The 22,219-nt window shown below is 76.6% G+C and carries 11 protein-coding genes and 2 pseudogenes; 7 read left to right on the forward strand and 6 right to left on the reverse strand.

The annotated features are described in order from the left end of the window. The first annotated feature begins 4 nt into the window (after positions 1-4). The 3 genes from LV78_RS28070 (at position 5) to LV78_RS28080 (ending at position 12,486) form a co-directional block, all read left to right on the forward strand. Entirely contained in the window at positions 5-9,928 is a 9,924-nt protein-coding gene (locus tag LV78_RS28070) for a type I polyketide synthase (protein ID WP_253848671.1), read from the forward strand. Between the two features lie 76 nt (positions 9,929-10,004). Next, on the forward strand, positions 10,005-11,213 hold the full coding sequence (locus LV78_RS28075) for a glycosyltransferase (RefSeq protein WP_253848674.1): 1,209 nt from the start codon (positions 10,005-10,007) through the stop codon (positions 11,211-11,213). Between the two features lie 244 nt (positions 11,214-11,457). Beyond that, positions 11,458-12,486 (forward strand): SDR family oxidoreductase, encoded by a 1,029-nt coding sequence (locus tag LV78_RS28080; protein WP_301307471.1) that lies wholly within the window; start codon positions 11,458-11,460, stop codon positions 12,484-12,486. Between the two features lie 65 nt (positions 12,487-12,551). Here LV78_RS28080 and LV78_RS28085 read toward each other — a convergent pair whose 3' ends face one another. After that, positions 12,552-13,016: a DUF4383 domain-containing protein gene (locus LV78_RS28085; RefSeq protein WP_253848675.1), complete on the reverse strand. Its 465-nt coding sequence runs from the start codon at positions 13,014-13,016 to the stop codon at positions 12,552-12,554. A 152-nt stretch (positions 13,017-13,168) separates the two neighbouring features. Next, on the reverse strand, positions 13,169-13,558 hold the full coding sequence (locus LV78_RS28090; RefSeq protein ID WP_253848677.1) for a winged helix-turn-helix transcriptional regulator: 390 nt from the start codon (positions 13,556-13,558) through the stop codon (positions 13,169-13,171). A gap of 76 nt (positions 13,559-13,634) precedes the next feature. Between LV78_RS28090 and LV78_RS28095 the strand changes: the two genes are divergently transcribed. Continuing rightward, on the forward strand, positions 13,635-14,570 hold the full coding sequence (locus LV78_RS28095; protein ID WP_253848678.1) for an NADP-dependent oxidoreductase: 936 nt from the start codon (positions 13,635-13,637) through the stop codon (positions 14,568-14,570). Positions 14,571-14,708: 138 nt separating this feature from the next. On the opposite strand, the gene LV78_RS28100 is transcribed toward LV78_RS28095, so the two are convergent. Then, positions 14,709-15,317: a TetR/AcrR family transcriptional regulator gene (locus tag LV78_RS28100; protein WP_253848679.1), complete on the reverse strand. Its 609-nt coding sequence runs from the start codon at positions 15,315-15,317 to the stop codon at positions 14,709-14,711. 105 nt (positions 15,318-15,422) lie between these two features. Between LV78_RS28100 and LV78_RS28105 the strand changes: the two genes are divergently transcribed. Continuing rightward, the gene (locus LV78_RS28105) at positions 15,423-18,449 is read left to right on the forward strand and encodes a bifunctional cytochrome P450/NADPH--P450 reductase (RefSeq protein ID WP_253848680.1); all 3,027 of its coding nucleotides are present in this window, start codon (positions 15,423-15,425) and stop codon (positions 18,447-18,449) included. Between the two features lie 36 nt (positions 18,450-18,485). On the opposite strand, the pseudogene LV78_RS28110 reads toward LV78_RS28105, so the two are convergent. Continuing rightward, a pseudogene (locus LV78_RS28110) lies at positions 18,486-19,418 on the reverse strand (RNA polymerase sigma factor); the annotation flags it as partial. A gap of 278 nt (positions 19,419-19,696) precedes the next feature. Further along, positions 19,697-20,329 carry a class I SAM-dependent DNA methyltransferase gene (locus LV78_RS28115; protein ID WP_253848681.1) on the reverse strand — a complete coding sequence of 211 codons (633 nt, stop codon included), beginning with the start codon at positions 20,327-20,329 and terminating at the stop codon, positions 19,697-19,699. A gap of 68 nt (positions 20,330-20,397) precedes the next feature. Between LV78_RS28115 and LV78_RS41095 the strand changes: the two genes are divergently transcribed. Continuing rightward, complete coding sequence (locus LV78_RS41095) at positions 20,398-20,532, forward strand: hypothetical protein (RefSeq protein WP_301307474.1); 135 nt, start codon at positions 20,398-20,400, stop codon at positions 20,530-20,532. A gap of 214 nt (positions 20,533-20,746) precedes the next feature. Further along, positions 20,747-21,634, forward strand: a pseudogene (locus LV78_RS28120) (Na+/H+ antiporter NhaA); the annotation flags it as partial. Here the strand turns inward: LV78_RS28120 and LV78_RS28125 are convergent. Continuing rightward, positions 21,612-22,187 (reverse strand): dihydrofolate reductase family protein, encoded by a 576-nt coding sequence (locus LV78_RS28125; RefSeq protein WP_253848682.1) that lies wholly within the window; start codon positions 22,185-22,187, stop codon positions 21,612-21,614. The pseudogene LV78_RS28120 and the gene LV78_RS28125 sit on opposite strands and share 23 nt — an antisense overlap. Positions 22,188-22,219 lie beyond the last annotated feature (32 nt).

Here is a 22,219-nt window from a genome sequence, read left to right on the forward strand (position 1 = left end):
CCGCGTGACCACCCGTGAGCAGCTCCTGGACGCGCTGCGCGCCTCGCTGCGGGAGAACGAGCGGCTGCGCGCCACCGGGGGCGCGGTCGAACCGGTCGCGATCGTCGGCGCGGCCTGCCGCTTCCCCGGCGGGGTCACCTCGCCCGAGGAGCTGTGGGACCTGGTCGTCGGCGAGGTCGACGCGGCGGGCGCGTTCCCCGCCGACCGGGGCTGGGACCTGGCGGACCTGTTCGACCCCGACCCGGACCGGATCGGGCGCTCCTACGTGCGGCACGGGGCGTTCCTGCGCGACATGGCCTGGTTCGAGCCGGGGTTCTTCGGGATCTCGCCGCGCGAGGCGCTGGTGATCGACCCGCAGCACCGGCTGCTGCTGGAGGTCGCGTGGGAGGCGTTCGAGCGCGCGGGCATCGCCCCGGACTCGGTCCGGGGGAAGGACGTCGGGGTGTTCGGCGGCGTGCTCAACCACGACCACGGCTCCCGGTTCCGGCCCGTCCCGGCGGAGCTGGAGGGCTACCTGGGGATCGGCAGTTCCGGCAGCGCGGCGGTGGGGCGCGTCGCTTACACGTTCGGGCTGGAGGGGCCCGCGATCACGGTGGACACGGCCTGCTCGTCGTCGCTGGTCGCGATCCACCTGGCGGTGCGGGCGCTCCAGCGCGGCGAGTGCTCGATGGCGCTGGCGGGCGGGGTGACGGTGATGTCCACGCCGGACACGTTCGTCGAGTTCTCGCGGCAGCGCGCGCTGGCCCGCGACGGGCGCTGCAAGGCGTTCTCCGCCGACGCGGACGGCACCGCGTGGGGCGAGGGCGCGGGTCTGGTGCTGCTGCAACCGCTCTCCGCCGCGAGGCGGGACGGGCGGGAGGTGCTGGCGGTGGTGCGCGGGTCGGCGGTGAACTCGGACGGCGCGTCCAACGGGCTGACCGCGCCCAGCGGACCCGCGCAGCAGCGGGTGATCCGGGCGGCGCTCGCCGACGCCGGGCTGTCGGCGGCGGACGTGGATCTGCTGGAGGCGCACGGCACCGGGACCGTGCTGGGTGATCCGATCGAGGCGCAGGCGCTGCTGGAGACGTACGGGCGCGGGCGGGGGCAGGCCGAGCCGCTGTGGCTCGGGTCGGTGAAGTCGAACATCGGGCACACCCAGGGCGCGGCGGGGGTGGCCGGGGTGCTGAAGGTGGTGCAGGCGCTGCGCAACGGCGTCCTGCCGCCCACCCTGCACGCCGCGACGCCCACCACCGAGGTCGACTGGGACGCCGGGGCGGTGCGGGTGCTCGACCGGGCCCGGCCTTGGCGCGGGGGGTGGGGGACTGGTGGCGGTGCGGAGGGTTCCGCCGGTGGTGCCGCAGGCGGTGGTGGCGGTGGTGCGAGTGGTGCTGCGTGTGGCGCTGGTGGTGCCGTAGGCGGTGCGGGCGGTGCTGCGGGTGCTGGTGGTGCTGCGGGCGGTGCTGGTGGTGTGCGGGGCGACGCTGCGAGTGGCGCGCGGGGCGGTGGGGCCGGTGGCTCGGCGGTCCGGCCGAGGCGCGGGGCGGTGTCCGCGTTCGGGGCGAGTGGGACCAACGCCCACCTGATCCTCGAAGAGGCCCCGCCGGGGCTCGAAACGACGCGGGCGGGGAAGGGGCCCGCGACCAGCGCGCCCACCGCACCGCCCGCGCAGCCGCTCGCGGCGGCAGGCGGAACGACGGGCAGCGGAACTGCGGCTGGCGGAGAAGCGGCTGGCGGAACTGCGGCCAGTGGAAGTGGGACCAGCGGAACTGCGGCTGGTGGAACACCGGCTGTTGGAACGGTGACCGCGCCGCCCACCGGACCGCTCACCGGACTGTCCACCGCGCCGCCCGCGAGCCGACCGCACCCGGACTCGCTGGCCGAAACCCCGCTGGCCGCGCCCCAGGCATCCGCCACCCCGCAGCCCGCAACCCCGCCACCCGGTGGTCTGCCCGCTGGGGGGTCGGTGAACTCGCTGGCCAGCGGGGTGCCTGGTGGCTCGCCCGCTGGGGCGTCCGCGAGTTCGCCAGCCACCGGGGTGTCTGGCGGTCTGCCCGCTGGGCCGTCGCTGAACTCGCTGGTTGGTGGGCTGTCTGGTGGCTCGCCCGCTGGGGCGTCCGCGAGTCCGCCAGCCACCGGGGTGTCTGGCGGTCTGCCCGCTGGGGCGTCGGTGAACTCGCTGGCGGGCGGGGTGTCTGGTGGTTCGCCCGCTGTGCCGCCCACGAGTCCGCTGCCCGCTGGACATGAGCCCGCGTCGTCCGGCGCGCCCGTGGGCGCCTCGCCGTCCGCGCCGCCGACCAGCGCAGCGCCCCAGGAAGTCCCCGCAGGCGCCCCCGTTTCTGCCCCCGTCCCCGTCCCCGTCGCCGTGTCCGGCGCCACCACCGCAGGCCTGCGCGCCCAGGCCGCGCGCCTGGCCGGGCGCCTGCGCGAGCGGCCCGCGCTCACCCCCGAGGACGTCGCCCGGCCACTGCTGGTCTCCCGCGCCCAGCGCGAGCAGCGCGCCGTCGTGGTCGCCGCCGACCGGGGCTCGCTGCTCGCCGGGCTCGACGCGCTCGCCGAGGGCGAGGCCGCGCCCCGGCTCGCGCGCGGCGCCGCCGACGTCACCGGGCGGGTCGTCCTGGTGTTCCCCGGACAGGGGGCGCACTGGGTCGGGATGGCCGAGCGGTTGTGGCGGGAGGCGCCCGCCTTCGCCGACAGCATGGAGTCCTGCGCCGCCGCTCTGCGCGCCCTCACCGGGTGGGAGCTGCGGGAGGTGCTCGCCGACCCGGTCGCGCTGGAGCGCGTCGACGTGCTGCAACCGGTGTCGTTCGCGGTCGTCGTGTCGCTCGCCGCGCTCTGGGCTTCGGTCGGCGTGCGGCCCGACGCGGTCGTCGGGCACTCGCAGGGCGAGGTCGCCGCCGCCCACGTCGCGGGCGCGCTCACGCTCGCCGAGGCCGCCCGGATCGTGGTGCTGCGCTCCGCGCTGATCGCCCGCGAGCTGTCCGGGCGCGGCGCGATGCTCACCGTCCTCGCCGACGTCGAGCGGGTCACCGCGCTGCTCGCCGCGTTCGAGGGGCGGGTGTGCGTCGCGGCCGTCAACGGGCCCGCCTCGGTCACCGTCTCCGGCGAGGACGGGGCGGTGCGCGAGTTCGAGCGGGTCCTGTCCGCCCAGCGGATGCTGCGGTGGCGGCTGCCCGGCGTCGACTTCGCCGGGCACTCCCCGCAGGTCGACGCCCTGCGCGCGGACCTGCTGGCCGCGCTCGGCGACGTCACCGCCCGCGAGCCCGAGATCCCGCTGCTGTCCACCGTCACCGGGGAGCCCGCCACCCGGCTCGACGCCGAGCACTGGTACCGCAACCTGCGCGAGCCCGTCCGGTTCGCCGACGCCGTCCGGGCGCTGGTCGACCGGGGGCACCGGGTGTTCGTGGAGGTGAGCCCGCACCCGGTGCTCACCACCAGCGTCGTCGACGTCGCCGCACCGCACCGCACCGCCGTCGTGGGCACCCTCCGCCGCGACGAGGGCGGCCTCGACCGGTTCCTGCTGTCCGCCGCCGAGCTGCACGTGCGCGGTGTGCCCGTCGACCTCGCCCGGCACGCGGGCGCCGGGACGGCCGAGGTGCCGACCACCGCGTTCCAGCGCGAGCGGTACTGGCTGGACGCGCCCCGCCCGTCCGGCGACCCGCGCGCCGCCGGGCTCGTGCCCTCGGGGCACCCGCTGCTGGGCGCGGTCGTGCCGCTGGCGGACGGGACCGTCCTCACCGGGCGGCTCTCGCTGGCCGCGCAGCCGTGGCTGGCCGACCACCGGGTGCTCGGCGCGGTGGTCGTGCCCGGAGTCGCGCTCGTGGAGCTGGCCGTGCGCGCGGGCGACGAGGTCGGCTGCCCGGCGCTGGAGGAGCTGGTGGTGGCCGCGCCGCTGGTGGTCCCGGAGAGCGGTGACGTGCCGGTGCGGGTGGTCGTCGGCCCGCGCGGCGCGGACGGGACGCGCGCGGTGGACGTGGTCTCCGGCGACGAGTCCCCGGTGGTGCACGCGCGCGGCCTCCTCGGCCCGGCCCGCGCGCCCGAGGCGGTCGGGGGCCCGTGGCCGCCCGAGGGCGCCGAACCGGTCGACCTCACCGGGCTCTACCCGGACTTCGCCGCCAAGGGCCTGGAGTACGGGCCGCACTTCCAGCGGCTGACCCGGCTGTGGCGGCGCGGCGACGAGGTGTTCGGCGAGGTCGAGCTGACCGGCGAGCAGCGCCGGGCCGCCGGGTTCGCGCTGCACCCGGCGCTGCTGGAGTGCGCGCTGCACGTGAGCAGCTTCGCCGGGCAGCACGTCGCCGGGGACGGCGGTTCGGTGGGGCTGCCGTTCTCGTTCTCCCGCGTCGCGCTGCACCGGTCCGGCGCGGACGCGGTGCGGGTGCGGGCGACGCGGGTCGGGGACGGGGTCGTCTCGCTCGACCTCGCCGACGCGGCGGGCCGCCCGGTGGCGCGGATCGGCGAGCTGGCGTTCCGCCGGGCCAGCGAGATCCGGTCCGGTCCGCCGGGGGTGCTGCTGGAGACCGCGTGGCGTCCGGTTGAGCTGCCCGACGCCCGGCAGCCCGCCGACGTGACGACCGTGGTGGGGGACTCGGTCGAGCGGGTGCTCGCCGCCCTGCGCGAGGCCCTGGCCGGGGACGGGCGGCTGCTCGTGCTCACCGGCGGTCCCGGCGCGGCGCTCGACACGGCGGTCGGCGCGGCGGTGTGGGGGCTGGTGCGGTCGGCGCAGCTGGAGGAGCCCGGCCGGATCGTGCTGGCCGACCTGGACACCGCCCCCGAGCGGGCGGGCGCGGCGCTGGACCGGGTGCTGGCCTCCGGCGAGCCCCAGGTCGCGATCCGCGCCGGGGCCGTGCTCGTGCCCCGGTTGACGCCGGTCGCGGCGGTCGCCGGGCCCGTCGTGCTGGACCCGGCGAAGACGGTGGTGCTCACCGGCGGGACCGGCGCGCTCGGGCGGCTCGTCGCCCGTCACCTGGTCACCGACCACGGCGCCCGCGAGCTCCTGCTGCTCGGGCGCGGCGGTCCGGAGCGGGCGCGCGACCTGGTCGCCGAGCTCACCGACCTCGGCGCCGAGGTCGAGGCCCTCGCCTGCGACGTCGCCGACCGGGACGCGCTGTCCGCCGCGCTCGCCGGGCGCGCGCTCACCGCCGTCGTGCACCTCGCGGGCGCGCTCGACGACGGCGTGGTGACCGCGCTGACCCCCGAGCGGCTGGCCGCCGCGTTCGCGCCCAAGGCGCTGGCCGCCCGGCACCTGGACGAGCTGACCAGGGACCACGACCTGGCCGCGTTCGTGCTGTTCTCCTCCGTGGCCTCGGTGCTCGGCTCGGCCGGGCAGGCCAACTACGCGGCGGCCAACGGGTTCCTCGACGGCCTCGCGCACGAGCGGCACGTGCTCGGCCTGCCCGCCACGTCCATCGCCTGGGGGCTGTGGGACGTGGACAGCGGGCTGGTGGGGGAGCGCGGCGCGGCCGACCGGGAGCGGCTGGCCGCGTCCGGGATGCGCCCGCTGCCCGCGCCCGCCGCGCTCGACCTGCTCGACGCCGCGCTGGCCTGCGGGCGGCCCGCCGTCACCGCGCTCGCGCTGGCCCGCGCCGCCGACCGGGCGCCCGCCGCGCTGAGCGAGGTGGTCGCGTCGCGCCGGACGCCCGCGCCCGCCGCACCGGTCGCGGGGGACCCGGCCGCGCTGCTCGCGCTGGTGCGGGCCGAGGCCGCCGCCGTGCTCGCCCTGCCCGTCGCGGGCGTCGACGAGCAGCGGGCGTTCCGCGACCTCGGGCTCGACTCGCTGACCGGGGTGGAGCTGCGCAACCGGCTCGCCGAGGCCACCGGGCTGAGGTTGCCCGCGACGCTGGTGTTCGACCACCCGACCCCCGCCGCACTGGCCGCCGCGCTGCTGGAGCGGCTGGGCGGCGCGGCCTCGGGAACGGCGTCCGGCGCAGGGGTCGGCACGGCGTCGGCGTCCGGCACAGCACCTGCCGCAGGGTTTGGTGCGGGGCACGGCGCCGCCTCCACGCCCGTGCCCGTGCCCGGCGAGCCGATCGCGATCGTCGGCATGGCCTGCCGCGCGCCGGGCGGGGTCGTCTCGCCCGAGGACCTGTGGGACCTGGTCGCGGGAGGCGTCGACGCGGTCGGTCCGTTCCCCGCCGACCGGGGCTGGGACCTGGAGCGGCTGGTGCACCCGGACCCCGACCACGAGGGCTCCACCTACGTCGACCGGGCCGCGTTCCTGGACGACCCGGCCGGGTTCGACGCGGACTTCTTCGGCATCTCGCCGCGCGAGGCCCTCGCCATGGACCCGCAGCAGCGGTTGCTGCTCGAAGTCGCGTGGGAGGCGTTCGAGCGCGCGGGCATCGCCCCGGACTCGGTCCGGGGGAAGGACGTCGGCGTGTTCGCGGGCGTCACCAACCACGACTACGACCAGGTGCTCCCGCGCGGCGACGACGGCTACCGGATCACCGGCGTGTCGGGCAGCGTCGTGTCGGGGCGCATCGCCTACGCGCTCGGGCTGGAGGGCCCCGCGCTGTCGGTGGACACCGCCTGCTCGGCCTCGCTGGTGGCGATCCACCTCGCGGTGCGGGCCCTGCGCGGCGGCGAGTGCTCGATGGCGCTGGCGGGCGGCGCGACGGTCATGGCCACCCCCAGGGGGTTCGTGGAGTTCGCCAGGCAGCGCGGGCTCGCCCCGGACGGGCGGTGCAAGTCCTTCGCCGAGTGCGCGGACGGGACGGCGTGGTCCGAGGGCGCGGGGTTGGTGCTGCTGGAGCGGTTGTCGGACGCGCGGCGCAACGGGCACCGGGTGCTGGCGGTGGTGCGGGGCAGCGCGGTGAACTCGGACGGCGCGTCGAACGGGTTGACCGCGCCGAGCGGTGCGGCCCAGCAGCGGGTGATCCGGGCCGCGCTCGCGGACGCCGGTCTGTCCACTTCGGACGTCGACGCGGTGGAGGCGCACGGGACCGGCACCCGGCTGGGCGACCCGATCGAGGCCCGCGCCCTGGTGGAGACCTACGGGCGCGGCCGGGACGGCGAGCCGCTGTGGCTCGGGTCGCTCAAGTCCAACCTCGGGCACATGCAGGGCGCGGCCGGGATCGGTGGTGTGGTGAAGACCGTGCAGGCGCTGCGGCACGGGGTGCTGCCGCGCACCCTGCACGTCGACGCGCCGACCTCCGAGGTCGACTGGGACGGCGTGGCGGTGCTGGCCGAGCAGCGCGCGTGGCCCGAGGTGGACCGGCCGCGCCGGGCGGCGGTGTCCTCGTTCGGGGTCAGCGGCACCAACGCGCACGTCGTGCTGGAGCAGGCCCCCGCAGACGAGACCCCCGGTGAGAGCGCCGGGGACCCGCCCGGCGCGCTGCCGCTCGTGCTGTCCGCGCGCGGCCCGGCGGCCCTGCGCGCCAGGGCCGCGCAGCTCGCCGACGTCCTCGACGGGGCCCCGCTCCGGGACGTCGCCTCGGCGCTCGCGCGCGGGCGCGCCGTGCACGAGCACCGCGCCGTGGTCGTCGCCGCCGACCGGGACGCCCTGGCCGCCGGGCTCCGCGCGCTGGCCGATGGCCGCCCGCACGCCGCCGCCCGCACCGGGGTCCGCGCGCCCGGCGGGTTGGCGTTCGCGTTCTCCGGGCAGGGCAGCCAGTTCGTCGGCATGGGGCGCGGCCTGCACGCCGCGTTCCCCGCGTTCGCCGAGGTCTTCGACCGGCTGTGCGCCTCGCTCGACGGCCGGTTGAGCCGCGTCACCGGGCGCTCGGTCCGGGACGTCGTGCTCGACGGGCCCGCCGAGCTGCTCGCGGAGACCGTCCACGCCCAGCCCGCGCTGTTCGCCGTGGAGGTCGCGCTGGCGCGGCTGCTGGAGGGGTGGGGCGTCGTGCCCGACGTCGTGCTCGGGCACTCGGTGGGCGAGCTCGCCGCCGCGCACGTCGCGGGCGCGCTGTCGGAGTCGGACGCCTGCGCGCTCGTCGCGGCCAGGGCGCGCGCCATGCACGGGGCGCGGCGGGGCGGGGCGATGCTCGCGGTGGCCGCCACCGAGGAGCAGGTCGCGCCGCTGCTGGGCGAGGGCCTCGCGCTGGCCGCCGTCAACGGGCCGGGCGCGGTGGTGCTGTCCGGCGACGGCGACGCGGTCGAGCGGGCCGCCGCCGCGTGCGCCGGGCGCGGGTGGCGGACCAAGGCGCTGCGGGTGAGCCACGCCTTCCACTCCGCGCACCTGGACGGGGTGCTGGGGGAGCTGGCGGGAGCGGCGCGGCAGGTTCAGTTCCTGCCCCCGCGCGTCCCGCTGCTGTCCAACCTCACCGGCGCGCCCGTCGACGCCGGGCTGCTCGCCGACCCGGACTACTGGGTGCGGCACGCCCGGCAGGCCGTCCGGTTCGGCGACTGCGTCGCCCGGCTGGGCGAGCTGGGCGTGACGCGGGTGCTGGAGGTGGGGCCCGGTGGCGCGCTGGCCGCCCTGGTGCGCGAGCAGGTCGCGCCGGGGACCGCGGTGGCGCGCGGGCTGGTCGACGGGGACGAGGTGGTCGGGCTGCTCTCCGGGGTCGGCGACCTGTTCGCGTCCGGGGCCCCGGTCGACTGGCCCGCGCTGCTGGGCGGGCCGGGCGCGTTCGCCGACCTGCCCACCTACCCGTTCCAGCGCACCCGGTTCTGGCCGGTGGCGCAGGCGCCCGGCGCGTGGTGCGAGGTGCGCCACGAGCGGCTGCCCGCGCCTCGGGGTGGCGGGGACGCGACCGTGCTCGAGGTGGGGCCGACCGCCTCGGCGGAGGAGCTGGCGAGCGTCGCCGACGTGCTGGCCGAGCACGGCGGCCCGCTGCTGGTGGTCACCGGGGACGGCGCGGTGGCCGGGCTGGTGCGCTCGCTGCCGGTCCGCGCGGACGTCGTGCTGGCGGACGCGGACGACGATCCGGCGTCGGTGGCGCTGCTGCCCGCGCTGCACGGCTGCGGTGAGCCCGAGGTGGTGGTGCGCGCGGGCGAGGTGCGCGCGCCCAGGCTGCGCCGCGTCACCGCGACCGGCGCGGTCCCGGCCGGTCCGGTGCTGGTGGTCGGGGAGGCCGCGCGGAGCGTGGTGGCGGCCTGCGGGGTCCGCGAACCGGTCGTGCTGCCCGCCGCCCCCGACCGGGCGGAGCTGGTGGCCGCGCTGGACGGGCACCGCCCGGACTGGGTCGTGCTCGCCGTCGAGCCGGACGACGCGGGCCTGGCGCTGGCCGCGCTGCTGGACGAGCTGACCCGCGACCGGCCGCCCGCGCTGTTCGCGCTGTGCGGACCGGCGGGCGCGCTCGGCGACGCGGCGCGCCCCGAGGACGCGGTGGCCGCCGGGGTGCTGGCCGCGCTCGTGCGCCGCCGCCACGAGGACGGCCTGCCCGCGACCCTGCTGTGCGCGGGACCGGGGGTGCCACCGCTGAGCCCGGAGCTGGGGGTGGTCGTGTTCGCGCGGACGCCCGAGGTGGTGCTGCCCGAGCCGAGGAGCGCCCGGCCCGAGCCGGGCGCGGTCGACCTGACCGGCCCGGACCGGGACCGGGTGCTGCGGGCGCTGGTGCGCGACCACGCCGCCGCCGTGCTGGGGCGCGCCGACGGTTCGGTGGACGAGCGGGCCGCGTTCAAGGACCTGGGGTTCGACTCGATGACGGCGGTGGAGCTGCGCGACCGCCTGGCCGCCGCCACCGGCCTGACCCTGCCCGCGACCCTGCTGTTCGACCACCCGACGGCGGCCGGGGTCGCCACCGTGCTGGCGGGGCTGCTCGACGGCGGCGACCCGGTGACCTCGGGCCTCGACCGCCTGGAGGCCGCCCTCGCCGACCCGCCCGCCGACCCGGCGCTGCGCGCGAGCGCCGCCGCCAGGCTGCGCGGGCTGCTCGCCGCCCTGTCCGACGACGGGCGAGGCCGGTCCGACGACGGCCGAGGCGAGCCCGACGGCGGGGCCGCGCTCCGGGACGCGGGCGTGGCGGAGCTGTTCGAGTTCATCGACACCCGGCTGGGCCGCGCCGAGCGGACCTGACCGGTTCGGGGCCGCACCCGCGGCCCTTCACCACCGGGGTCCGCCGCGTGGCGGGCCCCAGCACGGAGGAAGACAGTTGCGCGTTCTGTTCACCGTCACCGGGGCCCCGTCGCACGCGCACGAGATGCTCGTGCTCGGGCGCGCGGTCCTGGACGCCGGGCACGAGGTGCTCGTGGCCACGGCCCCCAGCGCCGCACCGGGCCTGCGGGGCAGCGGCCTGCCCTCGGTCGAGGCGCTGCCCGACCAGGCGAGGTTCTGGGTTGAGCGGCTCGGGGGCGTCGCGCCACCGGCCAGGCCGGGCACCGACTACCCCGGCGCCGACGCGATCGTCGACGTCATCGCGGGCAGGGCGCTGCTGCGGGAGGCGCTGGCCGGGCTGCGCCCCGTCGTCGACCGCTTCCAGCCCGACCTCCTCCTGCGCGACGGCATGGAGCTGGCCGGGCTGCTTGTCGCGGAGGAGCGCGGGCTGCCCTGCCTGACCGTCCCCTCGGGCACGACGAACCAGCTCGACCCGGCCGCCGTGCTGCCCCGGCTCAACGAGCGCCGGGCCGAGCTGGACCTGCCCACCTCGGCCGACCCGCGCAGCGCGCACCGGCACGGCCACGTCGACTGCCTGCCGCGCGAGTACTCCCTGCTCGGCGTCCCGCTCAGCCCGTGCCTGGCCTACCGGCCGCCGTCACCCGAAGGCCGGTCGCTGCCCGCGTGGGTCGCCGACCTGGACCCGTCCCGCCCGCTGGTCTACGGGGCGGTCGGCATCGCGCTGGCCGCCACCTGGCGCCGCGACGACGTGACCGCGCTGGCCGCCGACCCGGTGGAGGCGCTGGACCTCCTGGTGACCGCCCTGTCCGAGGTGGACTGCGCCGCGGTGGTGTCCACCGGTGGCATCCCGGTCGACCGCGTCCGGTCGGGCGCGCCGCACGTGCGCGTGGTCGAGCGGGCGCCCCAGCCGCTGCTGCTGGAGTGCGCGCAGCTGTTCGTCACCCACGCGGGGGCCAACAGCGTGCGCGAGGGGGTGCGGGCGGGGGTGCCGATGGTCGCGACCCCGCTGTTCGGCGACCAGCCGCACAACGCCGCCAGGGTCGCCGCGCTGGGACTGGGGCTGCGGGTGGTGGACGGCTCGCCCGCCGAGCTGGCGGACGCCTGCCGGACCGTGCTGGCCGATCCCGGTTTCACCGCCAGGGCCCGCCACGCGCGCCGGACCCTGCTCGCGCTGCCCCCGGTGAGCGAGGTGGTGACCCGGTTGGCGGAGATCGCCGATGCGGCGCGGAGCGTCGTGGCGGTGTGATCGCGTGGGGGCGGGCGTCCGGGGCCTGGGTGGACGGTCGCGCCTTGGTCGGCCGTGCGCTGGACTGTCGCGTGCTGGTCAGTCGCGTGCTGGACGGTCGCGTGCTGGTCGGACTGCCGAGATCGAGGGCTCGCCCCCACCCCCGGACCGACCGCCGTCCGCGCGGACCATCCCTCCGGGACGCGTGGACGGCCTCCCGCCGGGTACCCGCCGCATTTCGCGATCCGGGACGAGGAGAGGTCACATGCCCAGGAGGTTGGCCGAGCAGGTCGTCGTCGTGGTGGGCGCGTCGTCGGGGATCGGGCGGGTCACCGCGCTGCGGTTCGCGGCTGCGGGGGCGCGGGTGGTGTGCGCGGCGCGCAACGCCCGCGCCCTCGACGGCCTGGTCGAGGAGGTCCGGGGCGCGGGTGGGACGGCGGTCGCGGTGACGGCGGACATCGCCGACGAGGCTGCGGTGCGCGCGGTCGCCGACGTGGCGGTGGAGCGGTTCGGGCGGGTGGACACGTGGGTCAACGCGGCCGGGATCGGGGTGTACGGGCGGGTCGAGGACACGCCCGCCGAGGAGTTCGACCGGGTGATGCGGGTCAACTACCTCGGGCACGTGCACGGGGCCAAGGCCGCGCTGCCCGCGCTGCGCGAGGCGGGCGGGGGAGTGCTGATCGGGATCGCGTCCGTGCTCGGGCTGCGCTCGGCGCCGCTCCAGGCCCCCTACGCGGCCAGCAAGGCGGCGGTGCGGTCGTTCTACGACGGGCTGCGGGTGGAGCTGGCCCACGACGGCGAGCCGATCGCGGTCACCGCCGTGCTGCCCGCCGCGATCAACAGCCCGTTCTTCGAGCACTGCCGCAGCCGCGTCGGGTCGCTGCCCGAGCCGCCGCCCCCGGTGTACGCGCCGGAGCTGGTCGCCGAGGCCGTGCTGCGCGCCGCCGAACGACCGCGCCGCGAGGTGCCGGTGGGCGACGCGGCGCTCGCGTTCTACCTGGGGCAGCGGCTGTTCCCGGCGCTGACGGACGCGCTGATGTCGCTGCGGGTGGTCGGCCGGTCCGGGATGCGGTCGGACCGGCCGGACAACGGGGTGGACAACGTGGACTCGCCGGTGGACGAGGACGGGCGGGTGCACGGGTCGTATCCGGGGCGGGTGCTGAGCGCCAGTCCGGTGACGGCGCTGCTGGCGCGCGTGCCCAGGCCGGGGGAGGTGTTGACCTCGGTGGTGAGCGGGGTGCACCGGGTGACGGGGGCGGTGCGGGACGGGGTGCGCGCGGCAGCCCGGTCCTGAGCGCCGAACGCGGACTGGGCCGACCGGGACGTCCGGTCGGCCCCGTTCCCGTTCCCGTCCGCGGTTCAGTCGTCGGACTGGGTCGCGCGGTAGTGCGCGGCGTCGCGGCCCAGCACGACGCCGAGGCCGATCATGCCGACGGCCAGGCCCAGGTGCAGCCAGTTGTCGGCGGCGTTGAGCGGCACGAAGTTGGCCGTGCTGTGCTCGTCCACCACCACCCCGTACAGCCACAGCACCGCGTAGATCGCGCCGCCGCCGATCAGGAAGGCGCGGGCGCCGCGCGGGGCGCGGGACAGCCCGGTGGCGATACCCGCCGCGCCGAACGCGAGGTGCACCAGGTTGTGCAGCGCGGAGACCTTGAACACGCCCAGCAGCGCGGCGTCCGAGTGGTGGCCCGCGAACGCGAGGCTGTCGTAGTCCGTGGTCAGACCGGGGACGAACCCGGCGACGCCGATCAGCAGGAACACCGCGCCGACCGCTAATGCGGCGATCTGCACCGGCGTGCGGCGGCGGGTGGTGGTGCTGCTCATGCCTGCCTCCAGGGAGCAGGGCGTCCGGCGGGGCCGGACGTCCGGGCGGCTGCCCGGTGCACGCGGCTACCCGTGGCGGTGCGGGGCAAACGACCTCGTCCGACCGGTGCGCCGAACGGCGGCCTTCCGGGGTTCAGCGGCGCCGCAGGGGGTCACGGGTGCGCGTCGAGCGCGTCCAGCACCTCGTCGCCGTGCTCGCGCGCCCACTCGGTCAGCAGGTGGATCGGCTCGATCAGCGTCGTCCCGAGCGCGGTGAGGGAGTACTCGACGCGCGGCGGCACCCCTGGGTGCGCGTGCCGGTCCACCAGCCCGCGCGCCTCCAGGCGGCGCAGCGTCTGGGTGAGCACCTTGCGGGACACCCCGCCGATCAGCCCGGCCAGCTCGCCGTGCCGCACCGGGCCCTCGCTCAGCCCGTAGAGCACGACCGCCGCCCACTTGTCGGCGAGCAGCTCGAACGTCAGGCGCCCAGGGCAGTCGGACAGGAAGCAGTCGGCCGGGGAGAAGCCGGACCGGGAGGAGCCGCCGGGGGCAGAACCGCTCATGGGGCCAAAGGTACCCGGAGGTTCCCACGGGCGTGGCTAGCCTGGCTTTCGCTTGTCCCCCAACGGAAGGAGAGCCGTGCGAGCCATCACCCAGCACGGGTTCGGCGGGCCGGAGGCGCTCGTCGTCGTGGACGCCCCCGATCCCCGTCCGCTGCCCAGCGAGGTCCTCGTCCGGGTCGAGGCGATCGGGCTCAACCCCCTGGAGGCGCGGCTGCGCGCGGGCGAGTTCCCGCTGCTCGGCCCGCCGCCGTTCACCCTCGGCTGGGACATCAGCGGCGTGGTCGAGGACGCCTCGGGCACCTACCGGTTCCGGCCGGGCGACGAGGTGTTCGGGATGCCGCTGTTCCCGCGCGCCGCGAGCGCGTACGCCGAGCTGGTCGCCGCGCCCGCCCTGCACCTGGCGCGCAAACCGGCCGCGCTCACGCACGTGGAGGCGGCGGCGCTGCCGGTGGTCGGGCTGACCGCGTGGCAGGCGCTGGTGGACCTGGCGCGGGTCGGACAGGGCGATCGCGTGCTGGTGCACGGCGGTGGCGGCGGGGTCGGGCACGTCGCGGTCCAGATCGCCAAGGCCCTGGGGGCGCACGTGATCACCACCGCGAGCGCCGGGAAGCGCGAGTTCGTCCTCGGCCTCGGCGCCGACGAGGTCCTCGACCACGCGGCGGTGGACTTCGCCGAGGCGGTGCGGGACGTCGACGTCGTGCTCGACCTGGTCGGCGGCGCCACCGCCGAGCGCTCGCTGCCCGTGCTGCGCCCAGGCGGGATCATGGTGACGGCGGTGTCCGAGGACGACCCGCGCCTGGCCGAGGCGTTCGCGGCGGCCGGGCTGCGCTTCAGCGGCGTCGCGCTCGACCCGGACCCGGTCGGCCTGCGCGGGCTGGTGGACCTGGTCGAGCGCGGCGCGCTGCGGGTGCACGTGCGGGAGGTGTTCCCGTTCGAGCGGGTGGTCGACGCGCACCGGGCGCTCGACCGGGGTCACCTCACCGGCAAGCTCGTGCTCGCGGTGACCCGGTAGGACCGGGCGGCGGGGCGGGGTGGCTCGACCGGGTCGGGACCGCGCCTGACGACGGCGACCGCGGCGCCGTCGTCGGCGCGCACCTCGGCCTGCCCACCACCGCCCAGCGCCCGCGTCGAGCGGACGCCGGGGGCGGGTTCAGCGGGTCAGTGCGGCGAACATCAGGGCGAACTGCTCCAGCGCGGCCCTCGCCAGCTCGTCGTCGCGGTGCGAGAACCAGGACGAGGCGACCCCGTCCAGCACCGACACGACCATCTCGGCCAGCAGCGCCCCGTCCACCGCGTACTCGACCCCGGACTCGCGCGCCAGCCGCTCCAGGTGCGCGGCGGCCTTCGCGGTGTACTCGCGGTGCTGCCACGCGGGCAGCTCGCGCAGTTCGGGTTCCCGCTGGGCGAGCGCGACCAGCTCGCCCAGCACCAGCTCCGCCTCGGGGTCGGCCTGGAACGCGGTCCAGAACGCGTCCAGCAGCGTGCGGATGTTGTCCACGGCGGGCAGGTCGGGGGAGATCGCGGGCCACGCCGCGTCCAGGCTGGTGTTGATGCCCGTGCTCAGCAGCGCGGTGAACAGCTCCCGCTTGGAGCGGAAGCAGTAGTGGAACGCGCCGTGCGGCATGTCGGCCTCGGCGCAGATCGCGCGCGTGGTCGCGGCGGCGACCCCGTCGCGCTTCATCACCCGCAGCGCGGCGGCCACGAGCAGCTCGCGCCGCACGCTCGCGCTGACGTGCTTCCTGGCCGGTGCCGTCGACATGGGACGATCCTAACAGTCTGGCCAACTGACCTAGTCGCTTGACTTGGTCACTTGGCCAACTTTACCGTGGGGGCGGCCGAGCAGCCGTCAACCCGAGGGGAACCCGTGGTCACCGCAAGCGCGCGCATCCCAGGACCGAAACCGCTCCCGCTGGTGGGGAACCTGGTCGACGTCCTCACCTCGGACCTGGACACCGACGTCGACTTCCTCGACCGCTGCCACCGCGAGCACGGCCCGATCGTCGCGCTGACCTTCGCCGGGCAGCGCCAGGTCTTCGCCTCCGGCCACGAGCTCGTCGCCCGCATGTGCGCCGACCCGCTCTGGACCAAGGCCGTGCACCCGACGCTGGAGCAGGTCCGCGACTTCGCGGGCGACGGGCTGTTCACCGCGCGCAACGACGAGCCCAACTGGGGCAAGGCGCACCGGCTGCTCATGCCCGCGTTCGGACCGACCGCCATGAAGGACCACTTCCCGGCGATGCTCGACATCGCCGAGCAGATGCTCGTGCGCTGGCAGCGGTTCGGCCCCGAGCACCGGATCGACGTCGCCGACGACATGACCCGGCTGACCCTGGACACCATCGCGCTGTGCGCCTTCGGCACCCGGTTCAACTCCTTCTACCGCGACCGCGCCCACCCCTTCGTGGACGCGATGGTGCGCAGCCTCGTGGAGGCCGGTGAGCGCTCCGAGCGGCTGCCCGGCGTGCAGCCGTTCCTGGTGGGGCGGAACCAGCGGTACCGGGAGGACATCACCACGATGAACCGGATCGCCGAGGAGATCGTCGCCGCGCGCGCCGCCCTGCCCGCCGGTGAGCGGCCGGACGACCTGCTGGAGCGGATGCTGACCTCGGCCGACCCGGTCACCGGGGAGCGGCTGTCGGCGCGGAACGTGCGGTACCAGCTGGCCACGTTCCTGATCGCGGGCCACGAGACCACCTCCGGCCTGCTCTCGTTCGCCGTGCACCGGCTGCTGTCACACCCCGAGGTGCTGCGCAGGGCCAGGAGCGCGGTGGACGAGGTGCTGGGCGACCGGGCGCCCGCGTTCGAGGACCTGGCCCGGCTCGACTACCTGGGTCAGGTGCTGCGCGAGACCCTGCGGCTGCACCCCACCGCGCCCGCGTTCGCGCTGGCGCCGGGCGAGCCGACCGAGCTGGGCGGGCACCGGATCGACGCGGGCGAGTCGGTGCTGGTGATGCTGCCGACCCTGCACCGGGACCCGGCGGTGTGGCGCGACCCCGAGGTGTTCGACCCGGAGCGGTTCGCGCCCGAGCGGATGGGCGAGATCCCGGCCTACGCGTGGATGCCGTTCGGGCACGGCGCGCGGGCGTGCATCGGGCGGCCGTTCGCCTTGCAGGAGGCCACTCTCGTGCTGGCGCTGGTGCTCCAGCGGTTCGACCTCGCGCTCGCCGACCCCGACTACCGGCTGACCGTCAAGCAGACGTTGACGCTCAAGCCGGAAGGGCTGGTCGTCCGCGCCCGGCCGCGCGTCGACCGGCCGGTGGCCGCCGCACCCGTGGAAAACCCCATGAAAACCGTTGCGCCGCAGCAGGTTCCGGTCGCCGATCGGCACGGCACCCCGCTGCACGTGCTCTACGGGTCGAACGGCGGCAGCAGCGAGGGCCTGGCGCGCACGATCGCCGGTGACGGGACGGCTCGCGGGTGGGCGACTTCCGTTGCGCCCCTTGACGAGGCGGTGCGCGCGCTGCCGACCACGGGACCGGTGGTGATCGTCAGCTCCTCCTACAACGGCGCCCCGCCGGACAACGCGGCGGACTTCGTGCGCTGGCTGACCGAGGAGGGCCCCGACCTGTCCGGAGTGGACTACCTGGTGCTCGGCTGCGGCAACCTGGACTGGTCGGCCACCTACCAGCGCGTGCCCACCCTGATCGACGAGGCCATGGCGGCGGCGGGCGCGCGGCGGCTGCGGGAGCGCGGGGTCACCGACGCCCGCGCGGACTTCTTCGGCGACTGGGAGCGCTGGTACGAGCCGCTGTGGCCGCTGCTGTCGGCCGAGTGCGGCGTCGCGGTGGGCGAGGTCGGGCCGCGCTTCCGCGTGGTCGAGTCGGACGCGGCGGACGGCCTCGGCGACCTCGCGTCGGCCGTGGTGCTGGAGAACCGGGAGCTGGTGCGCGGACCGGACGCCGGGTCCAAGCGGCACCTGGAGCTGCGCCTGCCCGACGGCACGTCCTACCGCACCGGCGACTACCTGTCGGTGCTGCCGCAGAACCACCCCGACCTGGTGCGCCGGGCGGTGGCGCGGCTGGGGACGCGCGCGGAGCGGGTGGTGACGGTGGAGTCGAGCGCGCCCGCCGGGCTGGTTCCGGTGGGGCGGGCGCTGCGGGTGGACGAGCTGCTGTCCCGGTGCGTCGACCTGTCCGCGCCCGCGAGCGCGGGCGTGGTGGCGCGGCTGGCCGAGCGCTGCCCCTGCCCGCCGGAGCGCGCCGAGCTGGCCGCCACCACCGGGGCGACGCTGCTGGAGCTGCTGGAGCGCTTCCCCTCGTGCGCGGTCGACCTCGCGCTGGCGCTGGAACTGCTGCCCGCGCCCAGGACGCGGCTGTACTCGATCAGCTCGGCCGCCGAGGAGCGGGCCGAGGTGGCGCTGACCGCGTCCGTGGTCGGCGTGACCTCCGGCTACCTCGGCCGGGTGCGGCCCGGTGACCGGGTGGCGGTGGGCGTCGCGTCCCCGCCGGAGTCGTTCCGCCCGCCTTCGGACCCCGCGACGCCGATGGTGCTGATCGCCGCGGGCACGGGGATCGCGCCGTTCCGGGGTTTCCTCCGGGCGCGGGCGGCGCTCGGCGGCGAGCCGGGACCGGTGCTGCTGCTGTTCGGCTGCCGGGGGCCGGAGCTGGACGACCTGTACGCGGAGGAGTTCGCCGCGCTCGGGGACTGGCTGGAGGTGGACCGGGCGTACTCGCGCCACCCCGACGGCGGGGTCCGCCACGTGCAGCACCGGCTGTGGGAGCGGCGCGACCGGGTGCGCGAGCTGGTCAACGCGGGGGCGCGCGTGTACGTCTGCGGTGACGCGACGCGGATGGGGCCTGCGGTGGAGGAGACCTTGGCGCGCGTCGGATCCGGCGCCGGGTGGCTGGACGCCCTGCGCGCGCGGGGGCGGTACGCGACGGACGTGTTCTGAGCGGGCCTCCGACCGAGGGGGCGCCCGCGCGCCCCCTCAGTCCAGGTACCCCTCAAGGCCGCGCGAGCGCGCCGGGTGCTGCAACTTCGCCATCGTGCGCGACTCGATCTGCCGGATGCGCTCGCGCGTCACCCCGTAGACCCGCCCGACCTCGTCCAGCGTGTGCAGCACCCCGTCCGGGAAGCCGTACCGCATCCGCACCACGCCCGCCTCGCGCGGCGTCAGCGTGTCCAGCACCGCCCGCAGGTCCGCCGACAGCAGCGCCGAGCTGACCGCCTCCAGCGGGGCCACCGCGTTCTCGTCCGCGATCAGGTCACCGATCGAGGTGTCCGCCTCCGCGCCGATGGTCTGGTCCAGCGACACCGGGGTGCGCGCGTGCTGGCGCAGCTCCACCACCTTCTCCGGCGTCACGTCCAGCTCGAACGCGACCTCCTCGGCGGTCGCCTCGCGCCCGTTGCGGTGCAGCAGCTCCCGCTCGATCCGCGCCAGCTTGGTGACCACCTCCACCATGTGCACCGGCAGCCGGATGGTGCGCGACTGGTCGGCCAGCGCGCGCGTGATCGCCTGCCGGATCCACCAGGTGGCGTAGGTGGAGAACTTGAAGCCCTTGGCGTAGTCGAACTTCTCGACCGCCCGCACCAGGCCCAGGTTGCCCTCCTGGATGACGTCGAGCAGCGCCATGCCCTTGCCGGTGTACCGCTTGGCGATGCTCACCACCAGCCGCAGGTTCGCCTCCAGCAGGTGGTCCTTGGCGCGCTGCCCGTCCCGCACCACCCGGCGCAGCTCGATCGGCCGCCGCGAGCCGCGCGCGGCCGGTGGCAGGTCCAGCAGGTGCTCGGCGTACAGGCCCGCCTCGACCCGCCGGGCCAGCTCCACCTCCTGGTCGGCGGTCAGCAGCCGCACCCGGCCGATCGCCTTGAGGTACGCGCGGGTCGAGTCCGCCGCGTTCGCCGCCTCCGCGTCGCGGCGCAGGCTGGCCGCCAGCTTGATGTCGTCGTCGGTCTCCCACGTGAACGCCTCGGTCACGCCCCACCGCCGGACCGGACGGCGCGCGCGGCCGTCCTCGGAATGACCAATACACAGCCCATGATCGTGTGCCGCTCCTCCTGGGAACTGCCCGCGCCGATTCGGCGCGCAACACGCAGGGGTTCCACTGTACCCATCGCGGGAGCGTGCTCAGGGAAGTGGAATGTCACGCTCGGGGGTTTTGACAACCGCTGACCGGACGTGTGCAACGGGGGTTCGGGTCAGGGGGTGGCGGGTTTGCGGACCAGCAGTTGCGCCTGCCGGAAGCGCTCGCCGACCTGCGGTTCCCGCACCACCTCGGCCACGTCGGTGAAACCGCTCGCGCGCAGCAGCGCCAGCAGGGTGGTGGGGGACCAGCGGTAGGCGGTCACGACTTTGTGGTCGAAAGCCTGGGGTTCCGGATCGTCGCCCGCGAAGAAACCGAGCATGAGGTGACCGCCGGGTTCGAGCACCCGGTGGAACTCGGCGAGCACGGGCGGGAGTTCGGCGGGCGGGGTGTGGATCACCGAGTAGAACGCCAGGATTCCGGCGAGACCGGCGTCGGGGAGGTCGAGCCGCGCCATGGAGCCCTCGGTGAACTCCAGGTCCGGGTTCGCCGCGCGGGCGATGGAGATCATCGTGGGGGACAGGTCGACGCCGAACGCGGACAGGCCGAGCGCGCTCAGGTGCGCGGTGAGGTGGCCGGGGCCGCAGCCGAGGTCCGCGACGCGGGCGCCGGGGCCGACGAGCTCGGCGAACGCGGAGAGCAGGGCGCGTTCGAGGGGGAAGGACTTGAGGACGTCGGTGAACAGGTCCGCGTAGAGGTGGGCGACGGCGTCGTAGGCGGACCTGATGGCGGTGGAGGTGTCCGGCATCGCACGACCTTAGGGGAGGGCGCGGGTGCGCCGGAGGCCCGGATTCGGTGTGGGCGGGCTGAGGGACGATGCGTGGTCGTGTGGTCGCCGTGCCCGCCAGGGTGCTCGCGCTGGTGACCGCCGAGCACCGTCCGATCGGCACGAACGGCCACGTGGGCAGCCGGGGCGCGCCTGCGGGCGTGAACCCGTGGAAGGGGCGCTGACCCGCGCCGTCTCCCGGAACGAGCGCCCAGGACGGGCGCGCGGCCGTCCCCTTCGCGCTGCTCCGGAGACCTCACCCGTGTCCGTCCTCGCACGGATCACCTCAGCCCCGCGCTCCTCCGATGCTGACGGTGCGGGCGTGGGCGACGGACGGGGTGCTGGCGGTGTTCGTCGTCGGCGCGGCGCACGAGCGCGAGATCGTGCACGGGGAGCTGCGCGATCCCCCGGCGTGCCCCGCTGCCCATCGGCTCGGCGCTCGGCGGGGTCGCAGCGCCTGCGCTGGTCTTCCTGGCGGTCATCGCGGCCACGCCGGGCGCGAGCGCCGGGTGGGGCGTGCCGGTGGCCACCGGCACCGCGTTCGCCTTGGCCGTGCCCGCCGTGGTCGGCCGCCCGCCGCCCTCCTGGTGCCCGGCCGCTGTGGGCGACGTGCGCGCGGTGCTGGTCATCGTGGTCGCCTGCACCTCCGGCCTGGACCTGGCCGCGCTCGCGGGCGCGGTGGTGGGGCTGGTGGTGTTCGGGCTCCTGCAGGGGCGTGCGTGCCGGGTGCTGCCTGCGCCGCTCGCGGTGGGGATCTGGTGGTTGGCGCACGCCTTCGTGGCGCACGCCACGATCGGGGCCGTGGTGATGGGCCTGCTGGTGCGCCCCCGCCCGCGTCCCGGCGAGGCGCAGGACCCCGCGTGCCGGGCCGAGTAGGCGCTGCGCCCGTTCACCGCAGGGGACTTGCTCCCGGTGTTCGCGCTGACCTCGGTGGGGGTCGACCTGTCCGGCGTGGACGGGTTCCGGGACAGCGCGGTGGTGTGGGGCGTGCCTGCCGGGCGGCTGGTGGGCAAGCCGCTGGGCATCGTCGGCGCGACCTGGCTGCCCACCTGGTTCACCCGCGCCCGGCTCGACCCGGTGCTGGGCCGGCCGGACGTGCTCGGGGCGGGGTTGCCGGGCTCGATCGGCTTCACGGTGTCGGTGCTGGTCGTGGACCTGCCCAACCCCGGCGGCGCGTCACTGGCGGGCGTCGATGCCGCCGTCCTGCTCGCGTCCGCCACCGCCGCCCTGCCTGCCGGGGTGTACTGCCCGCGCGTCGGGGGTGTCAGGCCGGGCGGTAGGTGGTGACCACGCCGCCGTGGTCGAACGCGCGGACGTCCACCGGGGTGAACGCGCGTGGGGCGAAGCCCGCGCGGAACAGCGGGGTGCCGCCGCCCGCCACCACCGGGTAGGTCTTGACCACCAGCTCGTCGATCTCCGGCAGCAGCTGCCCGGCCAGGTCGGCGCCGCCGCACAGCCACACGTCCAGGCCGTCCTCCCGCTTGAGCGCGCGCACCAGGCCGAGCGGGTCCGCGCGCACCAGGGTGACGGCCGGGTCGGTGGTCTCCGGCAGGGAGCGGGAGACCACGTACTGGCGCAGGTGCGCGTACGGGCTCGTGATGCCCGCGTCCAGCGCGGGCTGGTAGCTGCCCCGGCCCATCAGGACCGTGTCGTAGCGCTTGTTCGGGGTGTCCAGGGGCATCCCGGTGAGCGCGCGGACGTGGGTGGGCGTGGTCTCGGGGTACTCGGCGCGCAGGTGCTCGACCATGGGCTCGGCGGTCGGGTAGAAGTCGTACTCGCCCTCCGGGCCCGCGATCACGCCGTCGATGCTCGCCGCGATGAAGTACACGAGCTTGCGCACGGGCTTCTCCCTGTCTCGACCACTCCGGTCGT

This window comes from Actinosynnema pretiosum (assembly GCF_024171695.1).
In the GTDB taxonomy this organism is placed as follows: domain Bacteria; phylum Actinomycetota; class Actinomycetes; order Mycobacteriales; family Pseudonocardiaceae; genus Actinosynnema; species Actinosynnema pretiosum.